Below are 25,887 nucleotides of genomic sequence, written 5' to 3'. Positions count from 1 at the left end.
GTCCTCAGCGTTGCACGCCCCGACATCCCGCGCATTTCGGACTGCTACGGACCGTTACGCACGGTCAGCGCGCTCGGCGCGCGCGTCCTGGTCCGCCGCTCCCCCGGCCCCCACGAGCCCCTTGGACACCGTGTGGAGGCGCGGTTCGAAGCGCCTCATCTCGCGCTGTCCGCCGATCGCGATGACGGAGGGCAGATAGCCGCGGACCGACTGCATCCCGCGCAGCCACCACTGGGCGTACACATGGGGGGAGCGCCGCGCGATCCCGTCCACGATCCGCTCGACGGCCGGGCCGAGCGGATACGTACGGTTCATCGGCCACGGCAGCCGCTGGCGCAACTCCCGCATCACGTCGTCCTGGTCGGCACCGCGCACCATGTCGGTGTCGGTCCAGGAGAGGTAACCGACCCCGACCTTCACGCCCTTGTAGCCGACCTCGGCGCGCAGGCTGTGCGCGAACGCCTCCACACCCGACTTGGACGCGCAGTACGCCGTCATCATCGGGGCCGGGGTGATCGCGGCCAGCGACGCTATCTGGAGGAAGTAGCCGCGGCTCTCCATCAGCACCGGCAGGAACGCCCGCCCGGTGACCGCGCCGCCGATCAGGTTCACCTCGATGACCCGCCGCCACGCGTCCGGGTCGGAGTCGGCGAACGGGCCGCCCGAGGCGACGCCCGCGTTGGCGACGACCACGTCGACCTTGCCGAACCGCTCCTTGACCTCGCGGGCCACCTGGGCCATCGCCGTGTGGTCGGTGACATCGGCGAACCAGTGGTCGCTCTCGCCGTGCAGCCGCTCGGAGACCTTCTTCAGCTCGTCGGGCTCCAGGCCGACCAGCGCCAGCGTCGCCCCGCGCGCCGACAGCTTGCGGGCCAGCAGTTCGCCCACGCCACGGGCCGCGCCGGTGACGACGACGACCTGGCCCTCCAGACTCCGCCTGCTGCTCATGCGACATCCTCCTTCTCGGACGTGGCGGCCGTGGCGGCCGTCGGGGCCGCGACGTACCGGGTGGTGAGTTCCCTGAGCTTCGCCGTGACGGCCTCCGGGGCCTCCATCGGCGTCATGTGCCCCACGCCCGCCAGCTCGGTCAGCCCGAGGCCGACCGGCAGCGCCGCCGCGATGGCCCGCGCGTGGACCGGCGGGGTCAGCCGGTCGCCACTGCCGGCGATCACCGCCGTCGGCACCCGCAGCTCCCGCACGTCCGCCGTCACGTCCAGGTCGGCGAGCACCTGGCCCCATCCCACTCTCGCGCGGCGCGGGCACGCGTGCACGATGCGGGCGCAGGCGTCGACCCGCTCCGGGGCCGAACCGGCGCCCATGGTCGCGTACTTGAGGAGCTTCTTCGAGACCGGGTTGACCGGGCCGAGCGGCGCCTTCGCCCCCAGGACCCCGGCGGTGAGCCGGGTCCGGAAGGCGCTCGCGCGCAGCGGCAGGACGAGGGCCTCGGCGGTCAGCCGCCCGCTGCCGGTGGAGCAGAGCAGTACGGCGGCGGCGTGCTCGCGCAGGCCGGGGCGGCGGGCGGCGGCCATCAGCGTCATCCCGCCCATGGAGTGCCCGGCCAGCACCGCTTTCCGCCCGGGGGCGAGGGTGGCGGCGAGCACCGCTTCGAGGTCGTCGGCGAGCGCGTTGACGCTGTAGCCGCCGGGGCCGGGTTCGGGGGTGAGGCCGTGGCCGCGCTGGTCGTAGGCGATGACGCGGTGGTCGGCGGCGAGGTCCCGGATCTGCGCGGCCCAGAAGCGGGTGTTGCAGGTCCAGCCGTGGGCGAGGACCACCGCGGGGGCGTCCTCGGGGCCGTGCAGCTCGACGTGGATGCGGGAGCCGTCGGCGGACGTGACGAAGAGTTCGTTCGCGGGGACGGGAGGGGCGTCGTCGCGGTGCAGGAGCCGGCTCATCGTGAGGCCTCCTCGGCGACGGACTCCCCGGCGGTCACGGTCTCCCGGTCGGTGCGGCCCGGCTGCTCGGGTACGAACCCGCCCTCGCGTACGCCCCCGGCGCCCGGCTTCCCGGCCCGGATGACGTCGTACTCCGCGAGGTCCACCGACCGTGTCTGCCGCCGGAACTCGCCGGTGGTGCCGGGCCAGACCGTGGTGTTGCGGCCCGACTCGTCCAGGTACCAGCTGGTGCAGCCGCCGGTGTTCCACACCGTGCGCTTCATCCGTTCCTGGACCCGGTGGTTCCAGGCGGTGACGGCGGTGGAGCGGGCGCCGAGTGCGGCGCGGCCGCCGAGCACGTTCAACTGGCGCAGATAGTCGGCCATGTAGTTCAGCTGGGACTCGATCATCAGGATCATGGAGGAGTTGCCGAGCCCGGTGTTGGGGCCGATGATCGTCATCCAGTTGGGGAACCCGGCGGCGGTCGCGCCGCGCAGCGAGTTCATCCCGTCCTTCCAGGACTCGGCGAGCGTGATGCCCTCCTCGCCGACGACCCGTTCCGCGATCGGCATGTCCGTCACATGGAAGCCGGTGCCGAAGATGATCGCGTCGACCTCCGCCTCGCTGCCGTCGGCGGCGACGACGGTGGAGCCGCGTATCTCGCTGAGCCCGGAGGCCACGACGTCGACATTGGGCTGGGCGAGGGCCGGGTAGTAGGTGCTGGAGAGCAGGATCCGCTTGCAGCCGATGCGGTAGTCGGGGGTCAGCTTGGCCCGCAGGGCCGGGTCCTTGATGGCCCGCGCCATGTTGGACTTGGCTATCTTCTCCACCAGGCCCAGCTGGTCGGGGTGCTTGGTGAAGGCGCTGACCTGCAACTCCCGTATGCCCCACAGCAGTCCGCGGCGTGCGGTGCCGGTGACGGGGACGGCCCGGTGCAGTGCGCGCTCGGCCTTGCTGATGGTGCGGTCCACGCGGGGCATGACCCACGGCGGGGTGCGCTGGAAGAGCGTGAGCTTGGCGGTCTTCGGCTGGATCGCCGGGACTATCTGGATGGCGGAGGCGCCCGTTCCGACCATCGCGACCCGCTTGCCCGCGAGGTCGTAGTCGTGGTCCCAGCGCGCGGAGTGGAAGACCTTCCCGGGGAAGGAGTCGAGCCCGGGTATGTCCGGCATCTTGGGGTCGGAGAGCGGCCCGGTCGCGGAGATGACGACGTCCGCGCGGAGCGTGGTGCCGTTGGCGGACTCGATCACCCAGTACAGGTTCTCCCGGTCCCAGCTCATCAGCTTCACCTCGTGGTTCAGCCGGATGTGCGGGCGGAGCCCGAAGGTGTCCGCGACCCGCTCCAGGTAGGCCCGGATGTGCTCCTGGCCGGAGAAGGTGCGCGGCCAGTCGGGGTTGGGCGCGAAGGAGAAGGAGTAGAGGTGGGACGGTACGTCGCAGGCGCAGCCCGGATAGCTGTTGTCGCGCCAGGTGCCGCCCACCGAGTCGGCCCGCTCCAGGACGACGAAATCGGTTATGCCTTCGCGGCGCAGCCGGACGGCGGCCCCCAGGCCCCCGAATCCGGTTCCGATCACCGCCACACGTACGTGCTCGTGCTGGGCCATGCTGCCGCCTCCCCGCGGTACGTCACGCCACCCTGCCAGCAATCACTGGCATGGTTCGGAGAGTAGAGCAGGCCCGTACTGATGGGTAGGGGGCGGACCGAGGAAAGTTACTGGCGGTACAACATAGGGTGCCCCTGTGGCTGAAGGACGCGAGCACCGCGAATACCGCATGGAGGAGCTGGCCGAGGAGGCCGGCATCACCGTGCGGACCCTGCGCTTCTACCGGGAGCGCGGTCTGATCCCGCCACCCCGCCGCGAGGGCCGGATCGCCTGGTACGACGACCACCACCTGGCCCGGCTGCGCACGATCACGGGCCTGCTGGAGCGCGGCCACACCCTCAACGGCATCGCGGACCTGGCCGCCACCTTCGAGAGCGGCCGCGATGTCGCCGAGGTGCTGGGGCTCGGCGAGCCGACCGAGGAGACCCCGGTCCGGCTCACCCCGGAACAGCTCGCCGACTACTTCGAGGGCGAGGTCACCCCGGAGAACCTGGCCACCGCGCTGGACCTCGGCTATCTCGCCACCGACGGCGACGAGATCGTCCACATCAGCCGGCGCCTCCTGGAGGTCTCGGCGGAGCTCGTACGGGAAGGGGTGCCGCTGGCCACGGTGCTCTCCTCGGGCCGCCGCGTCCGCGAGCACGCGGACGCTCTCGCCGAAATCTTCGTACGCGTACTGCATGCCCACGCCTCGGAGACCGAACCGGCCCAACTGCGACCGCTGGCCCGCGCGGTGGTGGACGCGGAGCTGTCGATGGCCCTGGACCGGAGGCTGCGCCGCGAGGACGGCACGCAACCCCCGAAAGCCGGCTGACCGGACCTACCGCTCGTAGACGACCGTCACGGGCGCGTGGTCGCTCCACCGCTCCCCGTGCGTGGCGGCCCGCTCGACCCACGCCTTGACCGCGCGCCCGGCGAGACCCGGGGTGGCGATCTGGTAGTCGATGCGCCAGCCGGAGTCGTTGTCGAAGGCGCGCCCCCGGTAGGACCACCAGCTGTACGGCCCCGCGACGTCCGGGTGCAGCTGCCGCACCACATCCACGTACGCGGCCTCCTCGAAGACCCGTGTCAGCCAGGCCCGCTCCTCGGGGAGGAAGCCCGAACTCTTCTGGTTGGCCTTCCAGTTCTTCAGGTCGGCCTCCTGGTGGGCGATGTTCCAGTCACCGCAGACCACGACCTCACGCCCGTCCGCCGCCGCCCGCACCTTCAACCCCTGGAGGTAGGGCAGGAAGGCCGCCATGAAGCGCTCCTTCTCGTCCTGCCGCTCCGTGCCGACCTCGCCGGAGGGCAGGTACAGGCTCGCAACGGTCACCCCGGGCAGGTCGATCTCGACGTACCGGCCGCTCGCGTCGAACTCCTCGGCCCCCGGGACCCCGAACCCGCCGAAGCCGATCTGGACCCGCTCCGGCGCCTGCCGGGAGTAGAGGGAGACCCCGGCGCGCCCCTTGGCGGCGGCGGGGGCGTGCACGGTGTGCCAGCCCTCGGGAGTACGCACCCCCTCGGCCAGCTGGTCCGGCTCGGCACGGACCTCCTGGAGGCAGACGACATCGGCCTCGGTGCCCGCCAGCCATTCCACGAATCCCTTTTTCGCGGCGGCGCGGAGCCCATTAACATTCACGCTTGTAACGGTCAGCATCCAGAAACAGTACCTACCCCACCCCTACCCATAGATATACGATACTCAGCATGAATATCCGTCCGCGCCGCTTCGACCACCCCGACGCCGTCAAACTCAACGACCAGGTCCAGCTCGAATACGCCGAGCGCTACGGCGACGGGGGCGATCTCACGTACCTCGATCCGACGATGTTCGACCCGCCGCACGGTCTGTATCTGCTCGCCTACGACGAGCAGGAGCGCCCGGTGGCGACCGGCGGCTGGCGGACGCAGGACCGTAACCCCGAGGGGTACGCGGACGGCGACGCCGAGATCAAGCGGATGTTCGTGATCCCCGAGGGCCGCGGCCGGGGCCTGGCCCGCCGGATGCTCGCCGCCCTGGAGGACGACGCCCGGGCCGCGGGCCGGGTCCGGATGGTCCTGGAGACCGGCGACCAGCAGCCCGAGGCGATAGCGCTGTACACCTCCAGCGGCTACACGGTCTGCACGAAGTTCGGCCACTACCGGGAGTACGAGAGCAGCATCTGCATGGCCAAGCCGCTCCAGCAGCCCTGACGCCTCACTGGGGTGTGGCCAGCACCTGCGTCCAGTAGGGCCCGCTCGGCGAGTCGGCGATGCCCACCCCGACATGCGTGAAGTTGCAGTTGAGGATGTCGTCGTCGCGGCCGGGGCTGCGGCGCCACTCGTCGGCGACGGCGGCGGGGTCGGCGTTCCCGGTGGCGATGGTCTCGCCGACGGCGGACCAGAGGTAGCCGGAATCGGTCACCCGGTCACCCATCCCCCGGCCCGTCGAATCGGTGTGGCCGAAATAACCCTGGGCCGCCATGTCCTCGGAGTGGCTCTGGGCGACCTCGGTGAGCCGGGGATCGGTGGTCAGCTGCGGGCAGTCGTTGTGGGCGCGCAGCGTGTTGACCTCGGCGACGAGGCGGGTCTCCGGACGGGGCTGGGCCCGGGGCGCGGTCCGCGGGGACGGCGGCGGGGCCACGGTGGACGGCGTGGCGCTCGGGGCGGCCGGGCTCGGCGTGGGTGACGGCGTGGGGGTGGGCGTCGGGGACGCGGACGGGGTGGCCGAGGCGGTGACCGGTGCCGGCGCGGGCGCCGGGAGCTGCGTCGTACCCCCCTCGGCGCGCGGTGCGGGCGGGGCGGGCGCCGAGGGCCACAGGAGTACGGCGATCGAGGTCACGGCGGCCGCGGCGGCCACGAGCCCCGCCGCCTTCCCCGCCGAGAACGCGGCCGGAGCCACGGCCGGGGCGACAGCGGCGGCGGCGTGCTGCCCGCCTTCGTACAACGGCACCACCAGGGCGAGACCGGAGAGCAGCCCCTCCGGCGGCACGAGCCCCGAGCTGCCGGCGGAGCAGGAGGCGCAGCCGCGTATGTGGCGGGCTATGCGCTTGCGCCACAGGGGCGTGGGCACCCCGTCCCAGTCCGCCAGCAGCCCGTCCAGGTAGGGGCAGGGGGGTTCGGCGGCCAGCGCCCGGACGACCGCGCGCCCGATGTCGAGCTGGTTCTTGACCCGCTGGACGCGTACGGCGGCGTGCTGGGGCGAGAGCCCGAGGGCGTCCGCCAGCTCGGCCCTGGTGAGTTCCCCGGTCGTTTCCAGCCACCACAGGGAGAGCACATCGCGCTCCGCGTCGTCCAGCCAGCGGGTCGCCTCGGCGGTCTCGCGCCGCTGGCCGGAGAGTTCGAGGCGCAGGATCGTCAGGTCGACGAAGTCGGCCGCCGGGTCGGCGGGCTCGTCGGTCTCCTCCAGCGCGGCGGGGCGGTGGCCGAGGACGGACCAGCGGGTGCGGACCTGGTTCATGGCGATGGCCACCAGCCAGGACCGGAACCGGGTGGGATCGCGCAGCGAGGAGAGGCCGGAGAGCGCCCGGAGCATGGTCTCCTGCACCACGTCGTCCACGTCCGGGTGGCCGTTGAGGGCACGGCCCACGACGTTGTAGACCAGCGGCAGGTAGAGGGCGGCGAGCCGCTCCCCGGCCGCCTGGTCCCCGTCCCTGGCCGCGACGACCAGAGCGGTGACGTCCACACCGTTCACGCTGTTCACCACGTGCTCACTTCCTCGGGCCGTGCGGAGGACACCGGGCAGCGCGTCCCCGGAGTGTGGGACAGCTCACTCCTGGGGGTTTTGTTATCCGGTCCCTGTCCGGTGGTCAACCAGTATGCGGGGACCTTGACGATGCTCCGCGGCGGGAGTGCCGGGATGGGGGAGGGACATGTCGAGCAGAGCGGAAGCCGGCGTCGGGCTGCCGGACACCGGGGACACGAAAGGCGTCGGACTGCCGGACGGGGACACGAAACGGGCCGCAGGCTCTCGTACGGTGATGGAGATCGACGGGGGCGCCACGGAGGCCGACGCCTTCCCGACGGCCCTGCGGGATGCACTGGGGCGCCGCGGCCTCTCCCTGGAGCGGGTGAGCGAACGGCTCAGGGCGCGCGGCATCGGGGTCAGCCAGGCGACGTTGAGCAGCTGGCAGCGGGGCCGCAGCCAGCCGGAACGGGCCCGGTCGCTGCGGGCCGTGGAGGTGCTGGAGGAGATCCTGGACCTGCCGGGCGGGGCCCTGCGCTCGCTGCTCGGCCCGCGCCGCCCGCGCGGCCGGGTCGCACCGGCCCGGGGCGAGGGGGCGGCCCTCCAGGTGCTGGGCGAGGACTCGGTGGTGGAGAAGGCGCTGGGCGAGCGGTTCCGCCACTTCAACCAGGAGACCGGCTCGCTGCTGATCCACGACGTGGTGACGCTGGGCGGAACCGGGACGCTGAGCAACATCACCACGACCAATGTGCTGCGGGCCAGCCGCGCCGGAGCCGATCGCGCGCTGTTCGTGCTCAGCTTCGACGACGAACAGGCGGAGCCGGTCGACATCCGCGTCACCAGCGGACGGCTCGGCGAGGCGACCTACCTCAAGGGACTCAAATCCCTGGTGCTGGAAATCCATTTCGGCCGCGAACTCGCCAAACTCGATACGACGGTGGTGAGTTACTCGGTCGACGTGAGCCCGTCCCGGGAACCGGCCACGCACTACGAACGCTGGTCGAGAGCCAATCTGCACGAATATCTTCAGCAGGTCTTCTTCCATCCGGACGCGCTTCCCTCCGGCTGCCGGCGGTACTTCCGGGACCAGGTGGGCTCCCCGCCCCGCTCGCAGCGGCGCATTTCGATGAACGATTCCCACAGCACCCATGTGCTCGCCTCCCGCTGCAAACCCGGAGTGCACGGAGTGGCCTGGGATTTCGGCACGACGGAATGACACGGCAATTGGAGACGGGAGACCGCCCAGGGTCAGTGGACGGTCTCCCGCGTATGGGGCACCTTTCACCCGGTCGGGGCTACTTGGTGTTGAGCGTCAGCCCGTAGTACTTGAGGGCGTCGTCGAGCGGCTGGAAGTACGACGAACCGGGCGAGTTCACCTGGCCGTTGCACCGCTGGTTGGTCGGGCCGCCGGAGGTCATCCCCTGGGCCTGGTTGCCGGAGACGTAGGCGCCTCCGCTGTCGCCGCCCTGGGTGCAGACGGAGGAGCTGGCAAGACCGGTCACCACGGTGTCCGGCCCGCCGTTCTGGTCGGTGTAGGTGACGCTGACGTTGTACGAGCCCACCTTGCCGCAGGTCCAGCCGGTGGTCTGGCCGGCCTTGCAGAGCGCCGAGCCCTGCGGGGCCCGCTGGCTGCCCCGGACGGCGACGGTGCCCGCCTTGCCGTACGTGGTGATGTCCAGGCCGATGGAGTTGCCGGAGTCCACGGAGGCTATGCCCATGTCCACGCTGCGGGTGCCGAGCGCGAACCGGGTGTGGGTGCCCTTGGCGAACCGGGTCCCGTTGTAGGCGAGGGCGGGCAGGTCCTCGATGCAGTGCCCGGCGGTCACCAGCACCTGCTTGCCGTTGCGGTCCTTCGCCCCGTAACCGACGGAGCAGAGGTAGCCGTTGAACGTCATGCGGCTGCCGGGCGGCACGACGGCCTGGGTCTCCAGCTTCTCCTGGCCCGCGACGACCCGTACCGCGTCGCCGTTGCTCCTCGCCGCCTTGAGGAAGTCACGGGTGGCGCTGTCCGACGCCCCGTTCACCTCGACGGTCACGGTGTCGGATGCGAGGTCCACGGACCACGCCGACACCCCGGCCGGGGCGCTCTTGAGCGCCTTGGCGTCGAGCTTGGCCTTGATCAGGTTCAGCTCACCCTCACCGCGTTCCGGGACCCGTGCTGCGAGTCCCGCCTCCCTGACCTCCTTCGCCGCCTCGTCATCGGCGGCGTTGACGACGAGCCGCCCGTCACCGGCGAAGAAGGCCCCGAGGGTGGAGACCTTCTCGGCCCGCAGCCTCGCGAACCGGTCCTGCTGCTCTGCTTCCTTGTCGAGCCGCTCGACGGCCTCCTGCTCACTCACGCCCAGGGTGGTGGCGAGAGCCTGGACCATCTCCGGCTGGTACCGCAGCGGCGCGGATTCCGCCGTCCCGGCGTAAGCCCCTGTGGCGACTCCGGCCGACAGGAGGGCGCCGATGGAGGCCGCCACGATGTATCTGCGCGCGTTCTTCTTTCCGTGCTTCACGCGATTCCTTCCGCTACACGGGCGAGCGTCCAGACAATGGGGGGGGTGGCCACACCACGCTTGGGGACGCGCGATGTGTTCCGTGGACACTGCCCGGCGGCGATGACATGTTCCTGTCGCCGCGCCTCGAACTCTCGCGTAAGCGGAACTGCCGCGACAAGCACCGGAGATGGGGCTCTTTTCTACAGAACTGGCCGAGAACTGTAGAGAAACACGGCGGAAACAGAACGCGCGGGGCCACGGGCCGGCGCGGGGAGCCGCATGCGAGGTGGCGGCGGAGGAGGATCGGTACCGCCCGGGGAAACAGGACGGGAAGCAGACCGGGGAAGGGCCGGGAAGGGCCCAGAGGGCCCCGGGAAGCAGAAATCCCGCCCGATCGAAGTGATCGGACGGGATTCCGTCAACCGTCTGAGAACTGAATCCCTGACGGATTGTTGTTGTGGACCTGTGGGGATTTGAACCCCAGACCCCCTCGATGCGAACGAGGTGCGCTACCAGACTGCGCCACAGGCCCTTGCAACGAGTGAAACTCTAGCACCCTCACCGGGGTGCTTGGAAATCCGTTCCTCCGCTGGTCAGCGGTGCCGGGGTTCCGCAGCTCTCACTCGTTGGCCGCGCGCGGCCGGTCCTCGTCGTCGTACTGGTCGAAGAGGGGAGTACGGCCCCGGTCGCGGGTGCGGCGGGACTGGTTGGTGCGCTGGCGCGGCGCCGGGTCCACCGCGGGGGCGGTGGGGTGCGACGTGCCGGTCTGGGTGGGCTCGGCGGTGCTGGAGCGGGCCGCGCTCCAGGTCTCCGGGTCGCCCACCTCGACGCCGCCGGTGGCCCGGGGGGCGACGGGGGCGGTGACATAGGTGGGGAGCGGTACGGGGACCGGCTCCCAGCTGTCGCCCTGGACCCGGCCGCGTTCGCGCTGCTGGTCCACCCACTCCGCGTGGTCCGTCTGCTCGACGAGGGCGCGGCGGCCGGCCTCCTGCGGGGAGACCGTGGGGGTGGGTTCCGGCTCCGGGTGGTGGGCTTCGGAGTCGTCGTCCTGCTCGGCGGGGGCGGAGGCCGCGGGCTGGTGCCTGCGGGGCCGGTTCTCGCGCAGCCGCTGTGCCGCGACCTCGGCCCGCCGGCGGTCCATGGTGAACGCGAACCGGCGCCGCTCCTGGGCGCGCAGATGCACGATGTACGTGCTCAGCAGCACGGCGGGAACGGCCGGCGCCCAGAGGAAGCCGAGACCGCCGACCGCGGCCACGATCGCGCCGAGGGTGAAGGCCAGGAAGAGGACGACCGTCGTCCGTCTGCGCCGCGCCAGGACCTGAGAGCGCTGGGCGCGCCGGGCCCGCTCGGCATCGGCCGCGCCGGAGCGCGGGCGGCGCTGGGACGGAGGCCCCGGATGCGCGGGACGCTCACCGGACCGGCGGTCATGCGCCTGACGGTCGTGCGCCTGACGGTCCGACGGCTGGCGGTCCGGTTGCTGATGCGCCGGTGGTTGATGCGCCGGTCGCCGGTCGTGCGCCTGGCGTTCGGGGGCCTGGGGGGCCGGGGCGTGCGCCGGGTCCTGCACCCTGGCTTCGGTATGCGACGGAGGCGCGGCGAAGGCCCGGACGTCCACGGAATCCATACGGTCCGTTTCGGCGTCCGGGTCGACGTCGGGCCCCGCCTCCTCGGCGGTGCGCTCCTGCAGCTCCCTGGCGTACCGGCGCTCCATCGCCGCCCGTCCGGACAGCAGCCGGATGGCGGTGCTGAAGCGTTCCGTCGGACGGGCTTCGTTGAGCTCGTCCTGCCTGCGGAGCCACATCGGCACCAAGTAGGCGGCCCAGGCCCCGACGATGACTGCGTAGATGAGGCCGCTGCTGCTCACGCTCACACCGTAGAGGGGTTTACGCGGAGGCATCCGCCAATTGGCCCGGTGTGTCGCACGATCCGGCTGATATCACGGACTTTTTTTGTGATTGATCGGATCAACAGTCACCGATAGTGCGACCCATTGCTGTCATCTGTCGATCAAATTCGAACACTTATTTTATTTAGCCGGACAGCCCCGCCCCGCCCGGCGGCGTCACCGGTCGCGTACGGCGCCAGCGCCTGAGCATCCCCTCGGGCACCTCCTCGGCCGTGAGCGCGAAGATCAGGTGGTCCCGCCAGGCCCCGTCGATGTGGAGATAGCGCGGGCGCACGCCCTCGGAGCGGAAGCCGAGCTTCTCCACCACCCGGCGGCTCGGCGCGTTCTCCGGGCGGATGCAGACCTCGATGCGGTGCAGCCCCACCGAGCGGAAGCAGTGGTCGACGGCGAGCGCCACGGCCGTCGGCATCACTCCGCGCCCGGCGACGCCCTGGTCGACCCAGTAGCCGATATGGCCGGAGCACATCGAGCCCCAGGTGATCCCCGCGACGGTGAGCTGGCCGACGAGCCGGCCCTCGTACTCGATGGCGAACGGCAGCATCCGCCCGGCGTGCGCCTCGGCGCGCAGGTGGCGGACCATCTGCCGGTACGTGGGCCGCTGTGCGACCGGGCCGCCGGGCGCGGGCGGCGGGACGGTGGCCTCCCAGGGGCGCAGCCAGTCACGGTTGCGCCGGTTGACCTCGCGCCACACCCGCTGGTCGCGCATCTTTATCGGGCGCAGGACGATCTCGCCGTCGGTCAGCGTCACCGGCCAGGTCGCGATGTTCAGCTCGGGCTCCCCGGTCGGGGGTGGTCGCCGCCGCGGAGCTGGTCGACGGCGTGCACCAGGAGCCGGCCGAGGACCGCGAGGCCGTCACGGACCCCGCCGGTGGAGCCGGGCAGATTGACGATCAGGGTGCGGGAGGCGATGCCCGCGAGGCCCCGGGAGAGCGCGGCGGTCGGGACCTTGGCAAGGCCCTCGGCCCGGATCGCCTCGGGGATGCCGGGGATCTCGTGGTCCAGGACGCGGCGGGTGGCCTCGGGGGTGGCGTCGGTGGGCGAGATGCCCGTACCGCCGGTGGTGACGATCACGTCGTACCCGGCGGCCACTCCGGCGCGCAGGGCCGCCTCGACCGGGTCGCCGTCGGGGACGACCTGCGGTCCGTCGACCGTGAAGCCGAGGGCGGTGAGCCCTTCGGCGATCAGGGGGCCGCCCTTGTCCGCGTACACCCCGGCGGAGGCCCGGTTGGAGGCGGTGACGACGAGGGCGCGGTACGGCGGGAGGGGCGCGGCACCTGCGGGCTCCGGCGCCTGCGCGGGCTGTTCGTGGCCGGGGGCTCCGGGCCCGGGCGGCGTCACGCGTCCGGCCCCTCCGGCGCGGTGCGCCGGTAGTCGCCGGACTTGCCGCCCGACTTCGCCTCGACCCGTACGTCGGTGATGACCGCGCTCTTGTCGACGGCCTTGACCATGTCGATCACCGTCAGCGCGGCCACCGACACGGCGGTCAGGGCCTCCATCTCGACGCCCGTGCGGTCCGTCGTCTTCACCGTGGCCGTGATCTCCACCGCGTCGTCGGCCACGCTCAGGTCGACCTTCACCCCGGAGACGGCCAGCGGATGGCAGAGCGGGATGAGGTCCGGGGTGCGCTTGGCCCCCATGATCCCGGCGATCCTCGCGGTGGCGAGGGCGTCGCCCTTGGGGACTCCCTCGCCCCGGAGCAGCTCGATGACGCGCGGCGAGACGAGGACCCGGCCGCTGGCGCGGGCGACGCGCGTGGTGACGTCCTTCTCGGACACGTCGACCATGCGTGCCGCGCCCGCCTCGTCGATGTGCGTCAGCCTGTTCTGCGTACTCAACTCACTCCACCCAGCGGTAGGGGTGCCGATCGGCCCGGGCCCGGAGGGGTTCCTCCGGAAGGCACGGCGGCAGATACCGTACCGCCACCGGGCGGCGGTCAGCGGAGCAGGATCACGTCCGTCTCCGTGCCGGGCTCTGCGGAGGTGGTGTCCTCGGGCAGCACGATCAGCGCGTCCGCCTGGGCGAGCGCGGCGATCAGGTGCGATCCGGAGCCCCCGACCGGGGTGACGGTGCCCGTCTCCTCGTCGTACGTACCGCGCAGGAACTGGCGGCGGCCGGCGGGCGAGGTGAGCGCCTTGTCGACGCTCAGCACGGCACGGACCGTGGGGCGGTGGAGGTCCGGCAGGCCCATCAGGGCGCGGATGGCGGGGCGGACGAACAGCTCGAAGGAGACGTAACTGGAGACCGGGTTGCCCGGCAGGGCCAGCAGCGGGGTGTGATCGGGGCCGATCGAGCCGAAGCCCTGCGGCTTGCCCGGCTGCATGGCGAGCTTGCGGAAGTCGATCCCGCTGCCCGGCTCGTCCTCGTCGCCGACGGACGAGAGCGCCTCCTTGACCACGTCGTACGCGCCGACGCTGACGCCGCCCGTGGTGACGATGACGTCCGCGCGGATCAGCTGGTCCTCGATCGTGGCCCGCAGCGTCTCGGCGTCGTCGGTCACCGCGCCGACCCGGTAGGCGATGGCTCCGGCGTCCCGGGCGGCGGCCGTGAGCGCGAAGCTGTTGGAGTCGTAGATCTGCCCGCCCGTCAGCTCCTCGCCGGGCTGGACCAGTTCGCTGCCGGTGGAGAGGACGACGACGCGCGGGCGGGGCCGTACGACCACGGTCGCGCAGCCGATCGCGGCGAGCAGCCCGATCTGCGGCGGGCCGACGATCGACCCCGCGCGCAGGGCCAGATCGCCGGGCTTGACGTCGCTCCCGCGCTCGCGGACATGGGCGCCGGCCTCGACCGACCGGTGGACGCGGACCTCACCCGTGGCGCCCTCCGGGGCGTCGGAGTGGGCGCGCATCGTGGCGGCCGGGCCCTCTCCCGTACCGCCGTCCGTCCATTCGACCGGGACCACGGCTTCCGCACCGGCGGGCAGCGGGGCGCCCGTCATGATGCGGGCGGCCTGTCCCGGCCCCACGACCTGGCCGTCGGCGAGCCCGGCGCTGCCCGCGGCGACGTCACCGATGACCGTGAGGACGGCGGGGAACTCCTCGCTCGCCCCCTCGACATCGGCGATCCGCACCGCGTAGCCGTCCATCGAGCTGTTGTCGAAGGGCGGCAGGGCCACCTCCACGACGACGTCCTTCACCAGGACGCAGCCCTGTGCGTCGGGCAGCTGCAGCTCGATGGGTTCGAGCGGCCTCACCGTGGCGAGGATGTCGTCCAGGTGCTCGTCCACCGACCAGATCGTGCTGCTCACGGGGTTACATCTCCTCGGTGACGTACTTGCGGAGCCAGGTCCGGAAGTCCGGTCCCAGGTCTTCACGTTCGCACGCCAGTCTGACAATGGCACGCAGATAGTCGCTCCGGTCACCGGTGTCATAGCGGCGGCCCTTGAAGACGACGCCGTGCACGGGGCCGCCGATCTTCTCGTCCGCGGCGAGCAGCTGGAGGGCGTCGGTGAGCTGGATCTCGCCGCCGCGGCCCGGCTCGGTGTGTCGCAGTATGTCGAAGACGGCGGGGTCCAGGACGTACCGGCCGATGACGGCGAGATTGCTGGGCGCGTCGGCCGGCTCCGGCTTCTCGACCAGGCCGGTGACCCGGACGACGTCGCTGTCGACGGTGGCGTCCGCGGCCGCACAGCCGTAGAGGTGGACCTGGGAGGGGTCGACCTCCATCAGCGCGACGACGCTGCCGCCCTCACGCTCCTGGATCTCCACCATGCGGGCCAGCAGGGCGTCGCGCGGGTCGATCAGGTCGTCGCCCAGCAGCACCGCGAAGGGCTGGTCGCCCACGTGCGGGGCCGCGCACAGCACGGCGTGGCCGAGGCCGCGCGGGTCGCCCTGGCGCACGTAGTGCATGGTGGCCAGGTCGCTGGACTCCTGGACCTTGGCCAGCCGTTCGGCGTCTCCCTTACGGGTGAGCGCGGACTCCAGTTCGTAGTTGCGGTCGAAATGGTCCTCCAGGGGACGCTTGTTCCGACCGGTGATCATCAGGACGTCGGAGAGGCCCGCCGCGACGGCTTCCTCGACGACATACTGGATGGCCGGCTTGTCGACGACAGGCAGCATCTCTTTGGGAGTGGCCTTCGTGGCGGGCAGGAAACGGGTGCCGAGACCTGCTGCCGGGATGACGGCCTTGCTGATCCTGGAGGGCGACGACTGAGTCATGCGCAGAACCTTAACGGGTGCACACACCCGGAAGATGAGCTTCCGGTTAACTTTGCCCTTAAATATGCCCATACGAGAACCGTGCGAGTCTCTATTGAACACCGACAAGTCCGGAAAGGTATCTGTGAAGGTGCCGGCAAAAGCCTCGTTCAGGCGCGAACTCCTCGCCGCACGCGCCCTCCTGACCAAGGAGGACGCCGCAGGTGCCGCCGCGGTTCTCGCCACCGGCGCACTGGCACTACCCGAACTGGCCGACGCCCGAACGGTCGCCGCCTATGTCTCCGTCGGACGTGAACCGGGGACCCGGGCCCTCCTGGACGCGCTGCGCGAGCGGGGCGTACGGGTGCTGCTTCCGGTGCTCCTGGAGGACAACGACCTGGACTGGGCGGTGTACGCGGGCGCGGAGCACCTTCTGCCGGCCGGGCGCGGCCTCCTTGAGCCGGACGGCCCCCGGCTCGGCCCCGCCGCCGTCCTGGAGGCCGACGCGGTCCTGCTGCCCGGACTGGCCGTGGACGGCGCGGGGATGCGCCTCGGGCGCGGCGGCGGCAGCTACGACCGGGTGCTGGCCCGGCTCTCGGCGGCCGGGGCGGACCCGGCGCTCATCGTCCTGCTGTACGAGAACGAGGTGGTCGCGCGGGTCCCCTCGGAACCGCACGACCACCCCGTGGACGCCGTGGTCACCCCGGCCGGAGCGCGGCGCTTCACCGCCTGACGGCCGACAGACCGCTAGGGCTTCAGTGTCAGCGTGTCGACGGTGGACTCGCCGACCGCGTCCGTACCGAAGGACCAGTCGAGCAGTTCACCGTCGGCCCACTTGTCGGTCTGGTCGGTGTAGTGCGCGTTGAACGCGTGCCCGGAGGCGCCGGTGAGGTTGATCCAGCGGGACTTGTCCCAGTCCCCCACGTTGACGACCATCCGCATCGACGGCACCCAGACGACCTCGTAGCCGCTCGCCGCGTTCCAGCCGGTGGCGTTGACCGCCGCCTCGCCGCCGCCGAGGTTCCAGGGGCCGCGGTTGAGCGCCCGCTGGAGCAGATCGGGCCCTTCGGTACCGAGGGTCTGGTTCTTCAGCATCAGCCGGTGCAGTCGGCCCCAGCTCCAGGTGGAGATGTTCTTGCCGAGCTTGGCGGTCAGCTCCCAGCGCGCGTCCTCCATCGCCCGGGCGAAGAGGTCGTCCCGGCTCTCCAGGGCGGCCTCGCGGCCCCTGGCGGGCGCCTTCCACCACTCGTTGTCCTGGTCCTCGACGATGTCGCGGACCACCTGGAACCAGCGGTCCCCGCCGTCCGGCTGCGCGCTGTCGCCGTCCCGCTGGCCGCACTCGCGCACGAGCTTCTTCTGCTGGTCGGCCGGGCCGCTGTTCTTGGCCGGCGGCACGTTCAGGCAGTCGCCCTCGACCCGCAGCTCCTTGGGCAGCTTGTTGCCGAAGGCGAGCTTGAGGATGTTGCGCCAGACGCCGTTGAAGTACGCGGCGGCGGCCGAGTCGGGCTCCTGGGTGTAGTCCCAGCCCTCCAGCAGCTTCTGCGCCTCACGCACGCTCGGGTCGGAGATGTTGATCTTCAGCAGCTCGGGCACCAGCAGCGCGGCGATCTCGCTGGTGTTGTCCATCTGCATCTTCTGCATGTCGTCGGTCGAGACCTTCTCACCGCCCTTGATCTTCTGGGCGATGAGGTCGTTGATCCGCTGGCTGCGGGTGCCGTAACCCCAGTCCTTCGTCAGCAGGTGGGGATACTTGCTCTCGTCGATCACGGCCTGGTTGGCGGTGACGATGTAGCCGCGCTCGGGGTTGTACTCGAAGGGCAGCTCGTCGAAGGGGATCGGCTCCTTCGCCCAGCCGTACGCCGGGTCCCAGCCGGGGCTGGGCAGCGTGCCGTCGCCCTTGAGGCGGACCGGGATGGTGCCCGGCGCCTGGTAGCCGATGTTGCCCTCGGTGTCGGCGTAGATGAGGTTCTGCGAGGGGACCTCGAAGTTCTTGGCGGCCGCCCGGAAGGTGGTGAAGTCCTTGGCCCGGTTGATGGCGAAGACCGCGTCCATGGACTTGCCCGCCTTGAGGGCGGTCCACCTCAGGGCGACCGCGTAACCGTCGGCACGGTCGGGAGCGGCGTTGGGCACGGGGGCCTTCTGGCCGACCTTGTCCAGTTCCTTGCTGCGGTCGGAGACGAGAGGTCCGTTGTTCGTCTCACGGACGGTGATCTTCCGGTCCTTGCCGCCCGCGACCTTGATGGTCTCCTCGCGGGTGGTGAACGGCTTCACCTTGTCGCCGTACAGATAGCCGTCACCGGAGACCTTCTCCAGGAAGAGGTCGGTGACGTCCGCGCCCAGGTTGGTGAGGCCCCAGGCGATGTCCTGGTTGTGGCCGATGATCACACCGGGCATGCCGGAGAAGGTGTAGCCCGCAGTGTCGTACTGGCAGCTCTTGGAGAGCTCCCGGCAGTGCAGGCCCATCTGGTACCAGAGCGAGGGCAGCATCGGCGCCAGGTGCGGGTCGTTGGCGAGCAGCGCCTTGCCGGTCGTCGTGTGGTCGCCCCTGACGACCCAGGAGTTCGATCCGATGCCGTTGCCGTTCGGGCCGAGCAGGGCGGGGATCTCGTCCAGGGTGTCGGAGAGCGCGGAGAGCTGGGTGTTCAGGCCCTCGGTGGCGCCCTGCGCGGTTCCGGAGCCGATGTCGTCCGACGGCGTGGCGTCGAGGTCGTACTTCCCGGTGGCCGGGGAGACCGCGCCCCGGTCGACGATCGGCTTGTGGGTGTCGTACGGGTAGTCCGGGTACAGGTCGTCGATCTGGTCCTTGTCGAGCCGGCTGGTCAGCAGCGAGCGGTCGATCTCGTCCTGCATGTTGCCGCGCAGGTCCCAGGCCATGGCCTTGAGCCAGGCGACCGAGTCCACCGGGGTCCACTCGGTCGGCTTGTAGTCGTTGGTCAGCCCCAGCGCGGCGTACTCGACCGAGATGTCCCGGCCTTCCTTGCCCTTCAGGTACGCGTTGACGCCCTCCGCGTACGACTGGAGGTTCTTCTTGGTGTCCTCGTCCAGGACCTCGTCGTACTCCTGCTGCGCGACCTTCCGCCAGCCGAGCGTGCGCAGGAAGGAGTCGGTCTCGACCTGACCGGAACCGAACATCTCGGAGAGCCGGCCCGCCGTCATATGGCGCCGGACGTCCATCTCCCAGAAGCGGTCCTGGGCCTGGACGAAGCCCTGGGCGCGGAAGAGGTCGGCGTCGGAGTCCGCGTAGATCTGCGGAATGCCGTAGGAGTCCCGTTTGACCTCGACGTCACCGGTAAGGCCGTCGAGGGTGATCGTTCCGGTGGTCTGGGGGTACGAGGCCCGCACGGTGGAGACGGACCAGTAGGCGCCGAACCCGACACCCGCGACGAGCGCCAGCACCAGGACGAGCAGAAGGAGGCGGACGCGGCGCCCCTTCTTCTTCCTGCCGGGCTTCTTCGCGTCGTCGGAAGGGCCGGAAGAGTCGGTTGTATTGGCGGGCATCGCTGTCCTTCGAGGGGCAGGGTGGTCCTGGGAGTGCAGGAGCAACCATAGGCGCAGCCGAGAAGCCACTCGGACGCGGTATAGGGATGCATCCATTTGCGCGTATCCCTTGTACGGACACGGGAAGCCGTAATGCGATCGCCGAAGCCGTCAAGGAAACGTTAAAGATTAGGTAAGGTAACGAAGTAACTGGCTGCCGGAGGACGATCCGGCAGGCGCACGCAGGGAAGGAACGGACCCTGACTGTCCACGCGCTCAACGAACTCCTGCTCGTCTGCTCGCTCGTCCTGCTCGTCGCCGTGGCGGCGGTACGGATCTCCTCGCGCAGCGGGCTCCCCAGCCTGCTCCTGTATCTCGGCATCGGGATCGCCCTGGGGCAGGACGGCATCTTCGACGTCAAGTTCGACAACGCCGAGCTGACCCAGGTGATCGGCTACGCCGCCCTGGTGGTCATCCTGGCCGAGGGCGGACTCGGGGCGAAGTGGAAAGAGGTCCGTCCCGTCCTGCCCGCGGCCGCGGTGATCTCGACCGTCGGCGTCGGCATCAGCGTGGGCATCACGGCCGCGGCCGCGCACTACCTCGTCGGCCTGGACTGGCGCCAGGCCCTCATCATCGGCGCGGTCGTCTCCTCCACCGACGCCGCAGCCGTCTTCTCCGTACTGCGCAGAGTGCCCCTGCCGTCCCGGATCACCGGTGTGCTGGAGGCCGAGTCCGGCTTCAACGACGCCCCCGTGGTCATCCTCGTCGTCGCGTTCTCCGCCGTCGGCCCGGTCGAGCACTGGTATCTCCTGATCGGCGAGATCGCCCTGGAGCTGGCCATCGGCGCCGCCATCGGCATCACGGTGGGCTGGCTGGGCTCCCTGGGGCTGCGGCACGTGGCCCTGCCCGCCTCCGGCCTCTACCCGATCGCCGTGATGGCCATCGCCGTCATGGCGTACGCGGCGGGCGCGATGGCCCACGGCAGCGGGTTCCTCGCGGTCTATCTGGCCGCCATGATCCTCGGCAACTCCAAGCTGCCGCACTGGCCCGCCACTCGCGGGTTCGCCGACGGCCTGGGCTGGCTGGCCCAGATCGGCATGTTCGTGCTGCTCGGCCTGCTGGTCACCCCGCACGACCTGGTCGACGACTTCTGGCCCGCGATCGTGGTGGGCCTGGTGCTGACCATGGTGGCCCGGCCGCTCTCGGTCTTCCTGAGCCTGGCGCCGTTCCGGCTGCCGGCCCGCGAGAAGGTCCTGATGTCGTGGGCCGGGCTGCGCGGGGCGGTGCCCATCGTCCTGGCGACCATTCCGATGGTCTCCGGGGTGGAGGGCAGCACCAGGATCTTCAACATCGTCTTCGTCCTCGTGATCGTCTACACCCTGATCCAGGGCCCGACCCTGCCGTGGGTCGCGGACAAGCTGAAGATCGCCGAGGAGCCGGAGCCCGACGACCTGGGCATCGAGTCCGCACCGCTGGAGCGGCTGCGCGGCCACCTGCTGTCGGTCGGCATCCCCGCCAAGTCCAAGATGCACGGCGTCGAGGTCGGTGAGCTCCGGCTCCCGGCCGGGGCCGCGGTCACGCTGGTGGTCCGCGAGGAGGAGAGCTTCGTGCCCTCCCCCACCACGGTCCTGCGGCGCGGCGACGAGCTCCTGGTGGTGGCGACCGACCCGGTGCGCGACAAGGCGGAGGCCCGGCTGCGCGCGGTCGGCGAGGGCGGCAAGCTGGCCGGCTGGCTGGGCACGAGCGGCGGAAGCGGATCGTCCGGTACGCCGGGCAACCCCGGGCCTCCAGGGCTTCCGAAAGCCTCGGGAACGGGCGGATCCGCCGTCCGCCAGGCCGTGAAACCGGTCAGGCCCGTCAAGAAGCTCGGTCCGGCCGACGACGCCCCTACTACGAACGCGCGTCGCTCATAGGACACTGATCACAGGCCGTCCGGGAAGCCCTGTGCACATTCACAGGCGCACAGGACTTCCTGCCTGTACGATAAAGGCACACTGATCGACCAACTCTGTCTGATGCAGAGCTGGCGCGACCGTATGGCGGTCGTGGTGTCTCTTCGCCCGGCGTTTCTTCGCCGATGGCAGCGAGTCGCCCGGCATCTACCGCAGTTCCGCGCGAAGAGGACAGCTCTCGGCCGCTTCCGTCCGGCCCGCCCCACAAAGGCGTCGGGAAGCAGCGCCACCAGGCGGCAGAAAGGCAAGGACCGTGGCAACCACGGTCTCCGACCGCCCCGGTTACGGGCAACTCCTCCGCACCCCTGGTGCGTGGACCTTCCTCCTTCCGGGCTTCGCCGCCCGGCAGCCCTTCGCGATGCTGACCATCGGCATCGTGCTGCTCGTCCAGCACACCACCGGCTCCTACGGGACAGCCGGTGCCGTCGCTGCGGTCGCGGGCGTCTCGATGGCGCTGGTGGCCCCGCAGGGCGGCAAACTCGCCGACCGGTTCGGCCAGCGGGCCGTCCTGCTGCCCGGCGTACTCCTGCACACCGTCTCCGTCAGCGCCCTGACCGCGCTGGCCTTGGCGGACGCGCCCCTGTGGGCCCTGTTCGCCGCCGCGGTGCCCACCGGCGCCTCGGTCCCGCAGATCGGCCCGATGGTGCGCGCCCGCTGGGCCGCGATGCTGGGGGCCACCCCGGACCGGCCCGCCTCCCCGCTGATGTCCACCGCCGCCGCCTTCGAGTCGGTGACGGACGAGTTCACCTTCGTCCTCGGACCGGTGATCGCGACCGCGCTGTGCACCGGCGTGCACCCGGCGGCCGGGCTGATCACCGAGGCCGCGCTCACCCTGATCGGCGGTCTGCTCTTCGCCGCGCAGCGCGCCACCCAGCCCGCACCCCGCCCCGCCGCCACGGCGGACCGGCCGCACACCTCGGCGCTCTCCGTACCCGGCGTCCGGGTGCTGGTCGTCGCCTTCCTGGGCATCGGCGCGGTCTTCGGCGGGATGCAGGTCTCGCTGACGGCGTTCTCCCAGGAGATCGGCCACCCCGGCGTGAACGGTCTGCTGTACGGGATCTTCGCGGCGGGCAACATGCTGGCCGGCGTCGTCTGCGGTGCCATCGCCTGGAAGAGCAGCCCGCAGCGCCGCCTCGTCGTCGGCTATGTGGCCCTGACCCTCATGGCGTCCGGCCTCTGGGCCGTGCACTCCGTACCGTTGCTGGCCGGACTCGGCCTGCTGGTCGGCCTCTGCATCGCCCCGGCGCTGATCAGCGGCTACACGCTGGTCGAGTCGCTGGTCCCGGCCACCGCCCGCACCGAGGCCTTCACCTGGCTGACGGGCGCCGTGGCCCTGGGCCAGGCGGCCGCCGTGACGGTGGCGGGCCAACTCGCCGACGCCCACGGCGCGAGCACCGGATTCCTGGTCCCGCTGGCCGGTACCGTACTGGCGCTGGCGACCCTGCTGGCCCTGCGTTCACGGCTCGCGCCGAAGTCCGTGGGCCGGACCGTGGCACGTGGGATCGGTCACCGCGAGCCGGTCACGGTGGACTGATCCCGCGGAATACGTCAGTATGGACCGTCGTTAGCACTCATTGAGTGAGAGTGCCAGGAGGAGCAAGTGCCGACCTATCAGTACCAGTGCACCGAGTGTGGCGAGGGCCTCGAGGCGGTGCAGAAGTTCACCGATGACGCCCTGACCGTCTGCCCGAGCTGTGACGGACGCCTGAAGAAGGTGTTCTCTGCGGTCGGCATCGTCTTCAAGGGTTCCGGTTTCTACCGGAACGACAGCCGCGGCTCCTCGTCGAGCAGCACGCCGGCGACGTCGTCCTCGAAGTCGTCCGACTCCGGATCGTCCTCGTCGACGGGTTCGGACGCGAAGTCGAGTGCTTCGTCGTCGTCCTCGTCCTCCGCTTCCTCCTCGTCGTCGGCCTCCGCGCCGGCCTCGTCGTCGAGCGGTACGTCGGCCGCCTGAGCCCGCGTACACCCCACACGCTTCACCGGACCCCGCCGATATCCACTCGGCGGGGTCCGTGCGTTTCCGGGGCAAGGTCCGTGCGTTTCCCCGGGACGGAGTACGTGCGTTTCCCCGGCGCAACACGGAATGCTCCCCCGGATACGGTGACCGCATGGTGAACGCACATACGGACACGAGTTCCGGCACAGACATCGCGGGTACGGCGCCGGGGGCGGAGATCGGCGTCATCGGCGGCTCGGGCTTCTACTCCTTCCTGGAGGACGTCACCGAGGTCTCCGTGGACACCCCTTACGGGAAGCCCAGCGACTCGGTCTTCCTCGGCGAGATCGGCGGCCGCCGGGTGGCCTTCCTGCCCCGGCACGGCCGCGGTCACCATCTGCCGCCCCACCGCATCAACTACCGGGCCAACCTCTGGGCCCTGCGCTCCGTCGGCGTCCGCCAGGTGCTGGGCCCCTGTGCCGTCGGCGGGCTGCGCCCGGAGTTCGGCCCGGGCACCCTGCTCGTCCCGGACCAGCTGGTGGACCGCACCAAGGCACGTGTGCAGACCTATTACGACGGTGAGACGCGGGCCGACGGGACCGTACCCAACGTCGTGCATCTGGGCTTCGCCGATCCGTACTGCCCCGAGGGGCGGAAGGCGGCGCTCGCCGCCGCGCGCGGGCGCGGCTGGGAGTCGGTGGACGGCGGCACCCTGGTGGTGGTCGAGGGGCCCCGCTTCTCCACCCGCGCGGAATCCCGCTGGCACGCGGCGATGGGCTGGTCGGTGGTCGGGATGACCGGGCATCCGGAAGCCGTGCTCGCCCGGGAACTGGGGCTCTGCTACACAACGATGACCCTCGTGACCGACCTGGACGCGGGCGCCGAGGCCGGTGAGGGCGTCTCGCACGAGGAGGTGCTCCAGGTGTTCGCGGCCAACGTCGACCGGCTCCGGTCGGTGCTGTTCGACGCGGTGGGCGGGCTGCCTGCGACAGGGGCCCGCAACTGCGCCTGCGCCCACGCGCTGGACGGGATCGACACGGGGGTCGCGCTGCCGTAGCGGCCGGTCGCGGGACGGGAGCACGCTGCCGTAGGGCCGCCTCGCGGCGGCCGGGGCACCGGATCGGGTGACGGAGTTGTCCACAATCCCGGGGTTGTCCACAGGCCCCGGCGGGATCCGCGCGGACGGTGGATCGTGAGGGGAGTTCGGCCGGGACCTCCGGCCGGGCTCCCCTCGTCCGATTGCAGGTGGCGCCATGCCCAAGTCCCCCTTCCCCGCCCGGTCATCTCACTCCGTCCTGTCCGTCCCCTCCGTCCTCTCCGTCCCCTCCGCTCTCTCCGTCCCTTCCGCCCTCTCCGCACGTCACACCCCAGCCGCTCCCCCGCGCGCCGCCGACCAGGTGAAGGCGTTTCCCCGGCCCCCGGCGCCGCCTCCTGCCCCGTGCGGGGTGGGGCCGTTCGCGCCGCTGCGGGTGCGGGGCGGCGGGACGTACCGGCTGCGGCGGATGCTGCGCAGGCAGCGCCGCGCCATCGCCGCCGGGATCGCGCTGGTGGGTGCGGCTCTGGCCACGACGGGGCCGGGCAGCGCCGCAGACGGCAGCGCTGCTCCGGACACGGCGGCGAAGACCGGCCGGCCGTCGGTGCACCTCGTCTCCGCGCCGGTGCGGATCGCGGACGCGGCGACGGTGCGGCTGCTGCGCCCGGGAGACCGCGTCGATGTGATCGCGGTCGGCGAGGCGGGCGACGACGCCCGTCTGGTGGCGCGGGGCGTGCGCGTGGCTCAGGTGCCGAGCGCGGGCGCCGACGACGGTGGTCACCGGAGCGACGGTGTGGGCGTGGTCAGCGCGGGCGCGGCGGGGGAAGGGGCCCTGGTGATGCTCTCCGTGGAGCGGTCCACCGCCACGGCGCTGCTGGGCGCGGGTGCTTCGGGGCGGCTGGCGGTGGCGGTGTCCGATGGGAACTGACGCTCTCTCAAGTCACCCGTGGGCATTACCGGATTGGACAGTGCCGCCTTCTGCCGCCTTAGGTGGCGGAGCAGTTTGCTCCCGTCACCGCACATGCGAAAGAAGGCTCACCTGTGAGCGAGAAGAAGGTCAGTCTGCTGGAGGGCTTCAAGGCCTTCCTGACGCGCGGCAATGTGATCGACCTCGCGGTGGCTGTCGTCATCGGCGCCGCGTTCACGAACATCGTGAACGCCGTCGTCAAGGGCGTCATCAACCCCCTGGTCGGTGCGTTCGGGACGCAGGACCTGGACAACTACAGCTCCTGCCTCCAGGGCCCCTGCGCCAAGGACCCGGCCACCGGCGAGATGGACGGGATCGAGATCCTGTGGGGCTCGGTGCTCAGCGCCGCCCTCAGCTTCCTGATCACCGCCGCCGTCGTGTACTTCCTGATGGTGCTGCCGATGGCCAAGTACCTGGCCCGGCGGGCGGCGATGCAGGCCGCCAAGGAGGGCGTGCAGGAGACGCTGGAGGTGAGCGAACTGGAGGTGCTCAAGGAGATCCGCGACGCCCTGGTCGCGCAGCGCGATGGTGGCGCGAGCGGTGTCAGTGGGGCTGGGACCGGCGGGTTCGGCACCGTTGGGCCGGGCGAGGACGGCGGCGGGGCGCTGCCGGGCCGGGACGGGGAGCGGTAGCCGGCCGTTCAGCGGTTCAGATGTGGTGGGGCGGCTTCTCGTCGAGGAAGCGCGCGAGGTCGGCGGCGCCGGAGCCGGCGGAGGGCCGCTCACCCCATCCCCGGTCCGTGTCGTCCGCGGACTGCTGGTCCAGCGGATCGTCGAAGATCAGAACCGGCTTGGGCTTCGGTTCCTCGGGCGGCTGTGCCTGCGGCTGCTGCTGCTTCGCATCTCGCGGGCCGGGGGCGGGGGCGGCACTCATGTCTTCAGG

Annotated in this window: 24 protein-coding genes and 1 tRNA gene; 10 read left to right on the top strand and 15 right to left on the bottom strand. The window is 71.2% G+C overall.

All coding sequences use genetic code 11. The features are described from left to right. Positions 1-54 precede the first annotated feature (54 nt). The 3 genes from IE264_RS27680 to IE264_RS27670 are packed head-to-tail and all read right to left on the bottom strand — an operon-like array spanning position 55 to position 3,475. Positions 55-948 (bottom strand): SDR family oxidoreductase, encoded by an 894-nt coding sequence (locus tag IE264_RS27680; RefSeq protein ID WP_015609124.1) that lies wholly within the window; start codon positions 946-948, stop codon positions 55-57. Next, on the bottom strand, positions 945-1,892 hold the full coding sequence (locus IE264_RS27675; protein ID WP_032758036.1) for an alpha/beta fold hydrolase: 948 nt from the start codon (positions 1,890-1,892) through the stop codon (positions 945-947). Before IE264_RS27675 ends, IE264_RS27680 begins: the two co-directional genes overlap by 4 nt. Next, positions 1,889-3,475, bottom strand: coding sequence for a flavin-containing monooxygenase (locus IE264_RS27670; RefSeq protein WP_032758038.1), 1,587 nt, complete (start codon positions 3,473-3,475; stop codon positions 1,889-1,891). The genes IE264_RS27675 and IE264_RS27670 overlap by 4 nt, the downstream gene beginning before the upstream one ends. Before the next feature lie 169 nt (positions 3,476-3,644). On the opposite strand from IE264_RS27670, the gene IE264_RS27665 reads away from it, so the two are divergent. Continuing rightward, a complete protein-coding gene (locus tag IE264_RS27665) occupies positions 3,645-4,289 on the top strand; it encodes a MerR family transcriptional regulator (protein WP_031124145.1) in 645 nt (214 codons plus the stop codon). A gap of 6 nt (positions 4,290-4,295) precedes the next feature. Here IE264_RS27665 and IE264_RS27660 read toward each other — a convergent pair whose 3' ends face one another. Beyond that, a complete protein-coding gene (locus IE264_RS27660) occupies positions 4,296-5,111 on the bottom strand; it encodes an exodeoxyribonuclease III (protein WP_032758039.1) in 816 nt (271 codons plus the stop codon). 50 nt (positions 5,112-5,161) lie between these two features. Between IE264_RS27660 and IE264_RS27655 the strand changes: the two genes are divergently transcribed. Continuing rightward, a complete protein-coding gene (locus IE264_RS27655) occupies positions 5,162-5,647 on the top strand; it encodes a GNAT family N-acetyltransferase (protein ID WP_032758040.1) in 486 nt (161 codons plus the stop codon). 4 nt (positions 5,648-5,651) lie between these two features. Here the strand turns inward: IE264_RS27655 and IE264_RS27650 are convergent, their stop codons facing one another. Further along, the gene (locus IE264_RS27650; protein WP_032758041.1) at positions 5,652-7,139 is read right to left on the bottom strand and encodes a sigma-70 family RNA polymerase sigma factor; all 1,488 of its coding nucleotides are present in this window, start codon (positions 7,137-7,139) and stop codon (positions 5,652-5,654) included. Positions 7,140-7,305: 166 nt separating this feature from the next. On the opposite strand from IE264_RS27650, the gene IE264_RS27645 reads away from it, so the two are divergent. After that, positions 7,306-8,334: a helix-turn-helix domain-containing protein gene (locus tag IE264_RS27645; RefSeq protein WP_106973114.1), complete on the top strand. Its 1,029-nt coding sequence runs from the start codon at positions 7,306-7,308 to the stop codon at positions 8,332-8,334. A gap of 79 nt (positions 8,335-8,413) precedes the next feature. Here the strand turns inward: IE264_RS27645 and IE264_RS27640 are convergent, their stop codons facing one another. The 8 genes from IE264_RS27640 to galU all read right to left on the bottom strand — a co-directional run bounded on the left by IE264_RS27640 (position 8,414) and on the right by galU (position 15,661). Beyond that, positions 8,414-9,619: a S1 family peptidase gene (locus IE264_RS27640; protein WP_032758042.1), complete on the bottom strand. Its 1,206-nt coding sequence runs from the start codon at positions 9,617-9,619 to the stop codon at positions 8,414-8,416. A gap of 440 nt (positions 9,620-10,059) precedes the next feature. After that, positions 10,060-10,133: transfer RNA gene (locus tag IE264_RS27635), tRNA-Ala, on the bottom strand. 87 nt (positions 10,134-10,220) lie between these two features. After that, positions 10,221-11,465: a divisome protein SepX/GlpR gene (sepX, locus tag IE264_RS27630; RefSeq protein ID WP_032758043.1), complete on the bottom strand. Its 1,245-nt coding sequence runs from the start codon at positions 11,463-11,465 to the stop codon at positions 10,221-10,223. Between the two features lie 166 nt (positions 11,466-11,631). Continuing rightward, positions 11,632-12,255 (bottom strand): GNAT family N-acetyltransferase, encoded by a 624-nt coding sequence (locus IE264_RS27625; protein WP_032758044.1) that lies wholly within the window; start codon positions 12,253-12,255, stop codon positions 11,632-11,634. Between the two features lie 17 nt (positions 12,256-12,272). Beyond that, positions 12,273-12,716 carry a MogA/MoaB family molybdenum cofactor biosynthesis protein gene (locus IE264_RS27620; protein ID WP_051821887.1) on the bottom strand — a complete coding sequence of 148 codons (444 nt, stop codon included), beginning with the start codon at positions 12,714-12,716 and terminating at the stop codon, positions 12,273-12,275. Between the two features lie 125 nt (positions 12,717-12,841). Then, positions 12,842-13,342, bottom strand: coding sequence for a cyclic pyranopterin monophosphate synthase MoaC (gene moaC, locus IE264_RS27615; protein WP_032758045.1), 501 nt, complete (start codon positions 13,340-13,342; stop codon positions 12,842-12,844). A gap of 98 nt (positions 13,343-13,440) precedes the next feature. Continuing rightward, entirely contained in the window at positions 13,441-14,751 is a 1,311-nt protein-coding gene (glp, locus tag IE264_RS27610; protein WP_032758046.1) for a molybdotransferase-like divisome protein Glp, read from the bottom strand. A 4-nt stretch (positions 14,752-14,755) separates the two neighbouring features. After that, complete coding sequence (galU, locus tag IE264_RS27605) at positions 14,756-15,661, bottom strand: UTP--glucose-1-phosphate uridylyltransferase GalU (protein ID WP_032758047.1); 906 nt, start codon at positions 15,659-15,661, stop codon at positions 14,756-14,758. A 94-nt stretch (positions 15,662-15,755) separates the two neighbouring features. On the opposite strand from galU, the gene IE264_RS27600 reads away from it, so the two are divergent. Next, positions 15,756-16,373: a 5-formyltetrahydrofolate cyclo-ligase gene (locus IE264_RS27600; protein ID WP_051821865.1), complete on the top strand. Its 618-nt coding sequence runs from the start codon at positions 15,756-15,758 to the stop codon at positions 16,371-16,373. Between the two features lie 14 nt (positions 16,374-16,387). On the opposite strand, the gene IE264_RS27595 is transcribed toward IE264_RS27600, so the two are convergent. Beyond that, a complete protein-coding gene (locus IE264_RS27595; protein WP_032758050.1) occupies positions 16,388-19,138 on the bottom strand; it encodes a penicillin acylase family protein in 2,751 nt (916 codons plus the stop codon). A 299-nt stretch (positions 19,139-19,437) separates the two neighbouring features. Here IE264_RS27595 and IE264_RS27590 point away from each other — a divergent pair, with 299 nt between their 5' ends. From IE264_RS27590 to IE264_RS27565, 6 genes are all read left to right on the top strand, one after another. Continuing rightward, positions 19,438-21,030 carry a potassium/proton antiporter gene (locus IE264_RS27590; protein ID WP_015609141.1) on the top strand — a complete coding sequence of 531 codons (1,593 nt, stop codon included), beginning with the start codon at positions 19,438-19,440 and terminating at the stop codon, positions 21,028-21,030. Between the two features lie 292 nt (positions 21,031-21,322). Next, a complete protein-coding gene (locus IE264_RS27585; RefSeq protein ID WP_015609142.1) occupies positions 21,323-22,603 on the top strand; it encodes an MFS transporter in 1,281 nt (426 codons plus the stop codon). Between the two features lie 66 nt (positions 22,604-22,669). After that, a complete protein-coding gene (locus tag IE264_RS27580) occupies positions 22,670-23,023 on the top strand; it encodes an FmdB family zinc ribbon protein (RefSeq protein ID WP_031124120.1) in 354 nt (117 codons plus the stop codon). A 154-nt stretch (positions 23,024-23,177) separates the two neighbouring features. Then, positions 23,178-24,062, top strand: a complete 885-nt coding sequence (locus IE264_RS27575) for an S-methyl-5'-thioadenosine phosphorylase (RefSeq protein WP_032758052.1) — start codon at positions 23,178-23,180, stop codon at positions 24,060-24,062. Positions 24,063-24,474: 412 nt separating this feature from the next. After that, on the top strand, positions 24,475-24,966 hold the full coding sequence (locus tag IE264_RS27570; protein WP_032758188.1) for a hypothetical protein: 492 nt from the start codon (positions 24,475-24,477) through the stop codon (positions 24,964-24,966). Between the two features lie 113 nt (positions 24,967-25,079). Further along, on the top strand, positions 25,080-25,637 hold the full coding sequence (locus tag IE264_RS27565) for an MscL family protein (RefSeq protein WP_032758053.1): 558 nt from the start codon (positions 25,080-25,082) through the stop codon (positions 25,635-25,637). A 16-nt stretch (positions 25,638-25,653) separates the two neighbouring features. Here IE264_RS27565 and IE264_RS27560 read toward each other — a convergent pair whose 3' ends face one another. Next, entirely contained in the window at positions 25,654-25,878 is a 225-nt protein-coding gene (locus IE264_RS27560; RefSeq protein WP_015609147.1) for a hypothetical protein, read from the bottom strand. Positions 25,879-25,887: the final 9 nt, after the last annotated feature.

Source organism: Streptomyces microflavus, assembly GCF_014650075.1.
GTDB classification, from domain to species: Bacteria; Actinomycetota; Actinomycetes; order Streptomycetales; family Streptomycetaceae; genus Streptomyces; species Streptomyces microflavus.
Note: the sequence above shows the minus strand (reverse complement) of the source record. Positions and strands in the feature narration are given on the sequence as shown.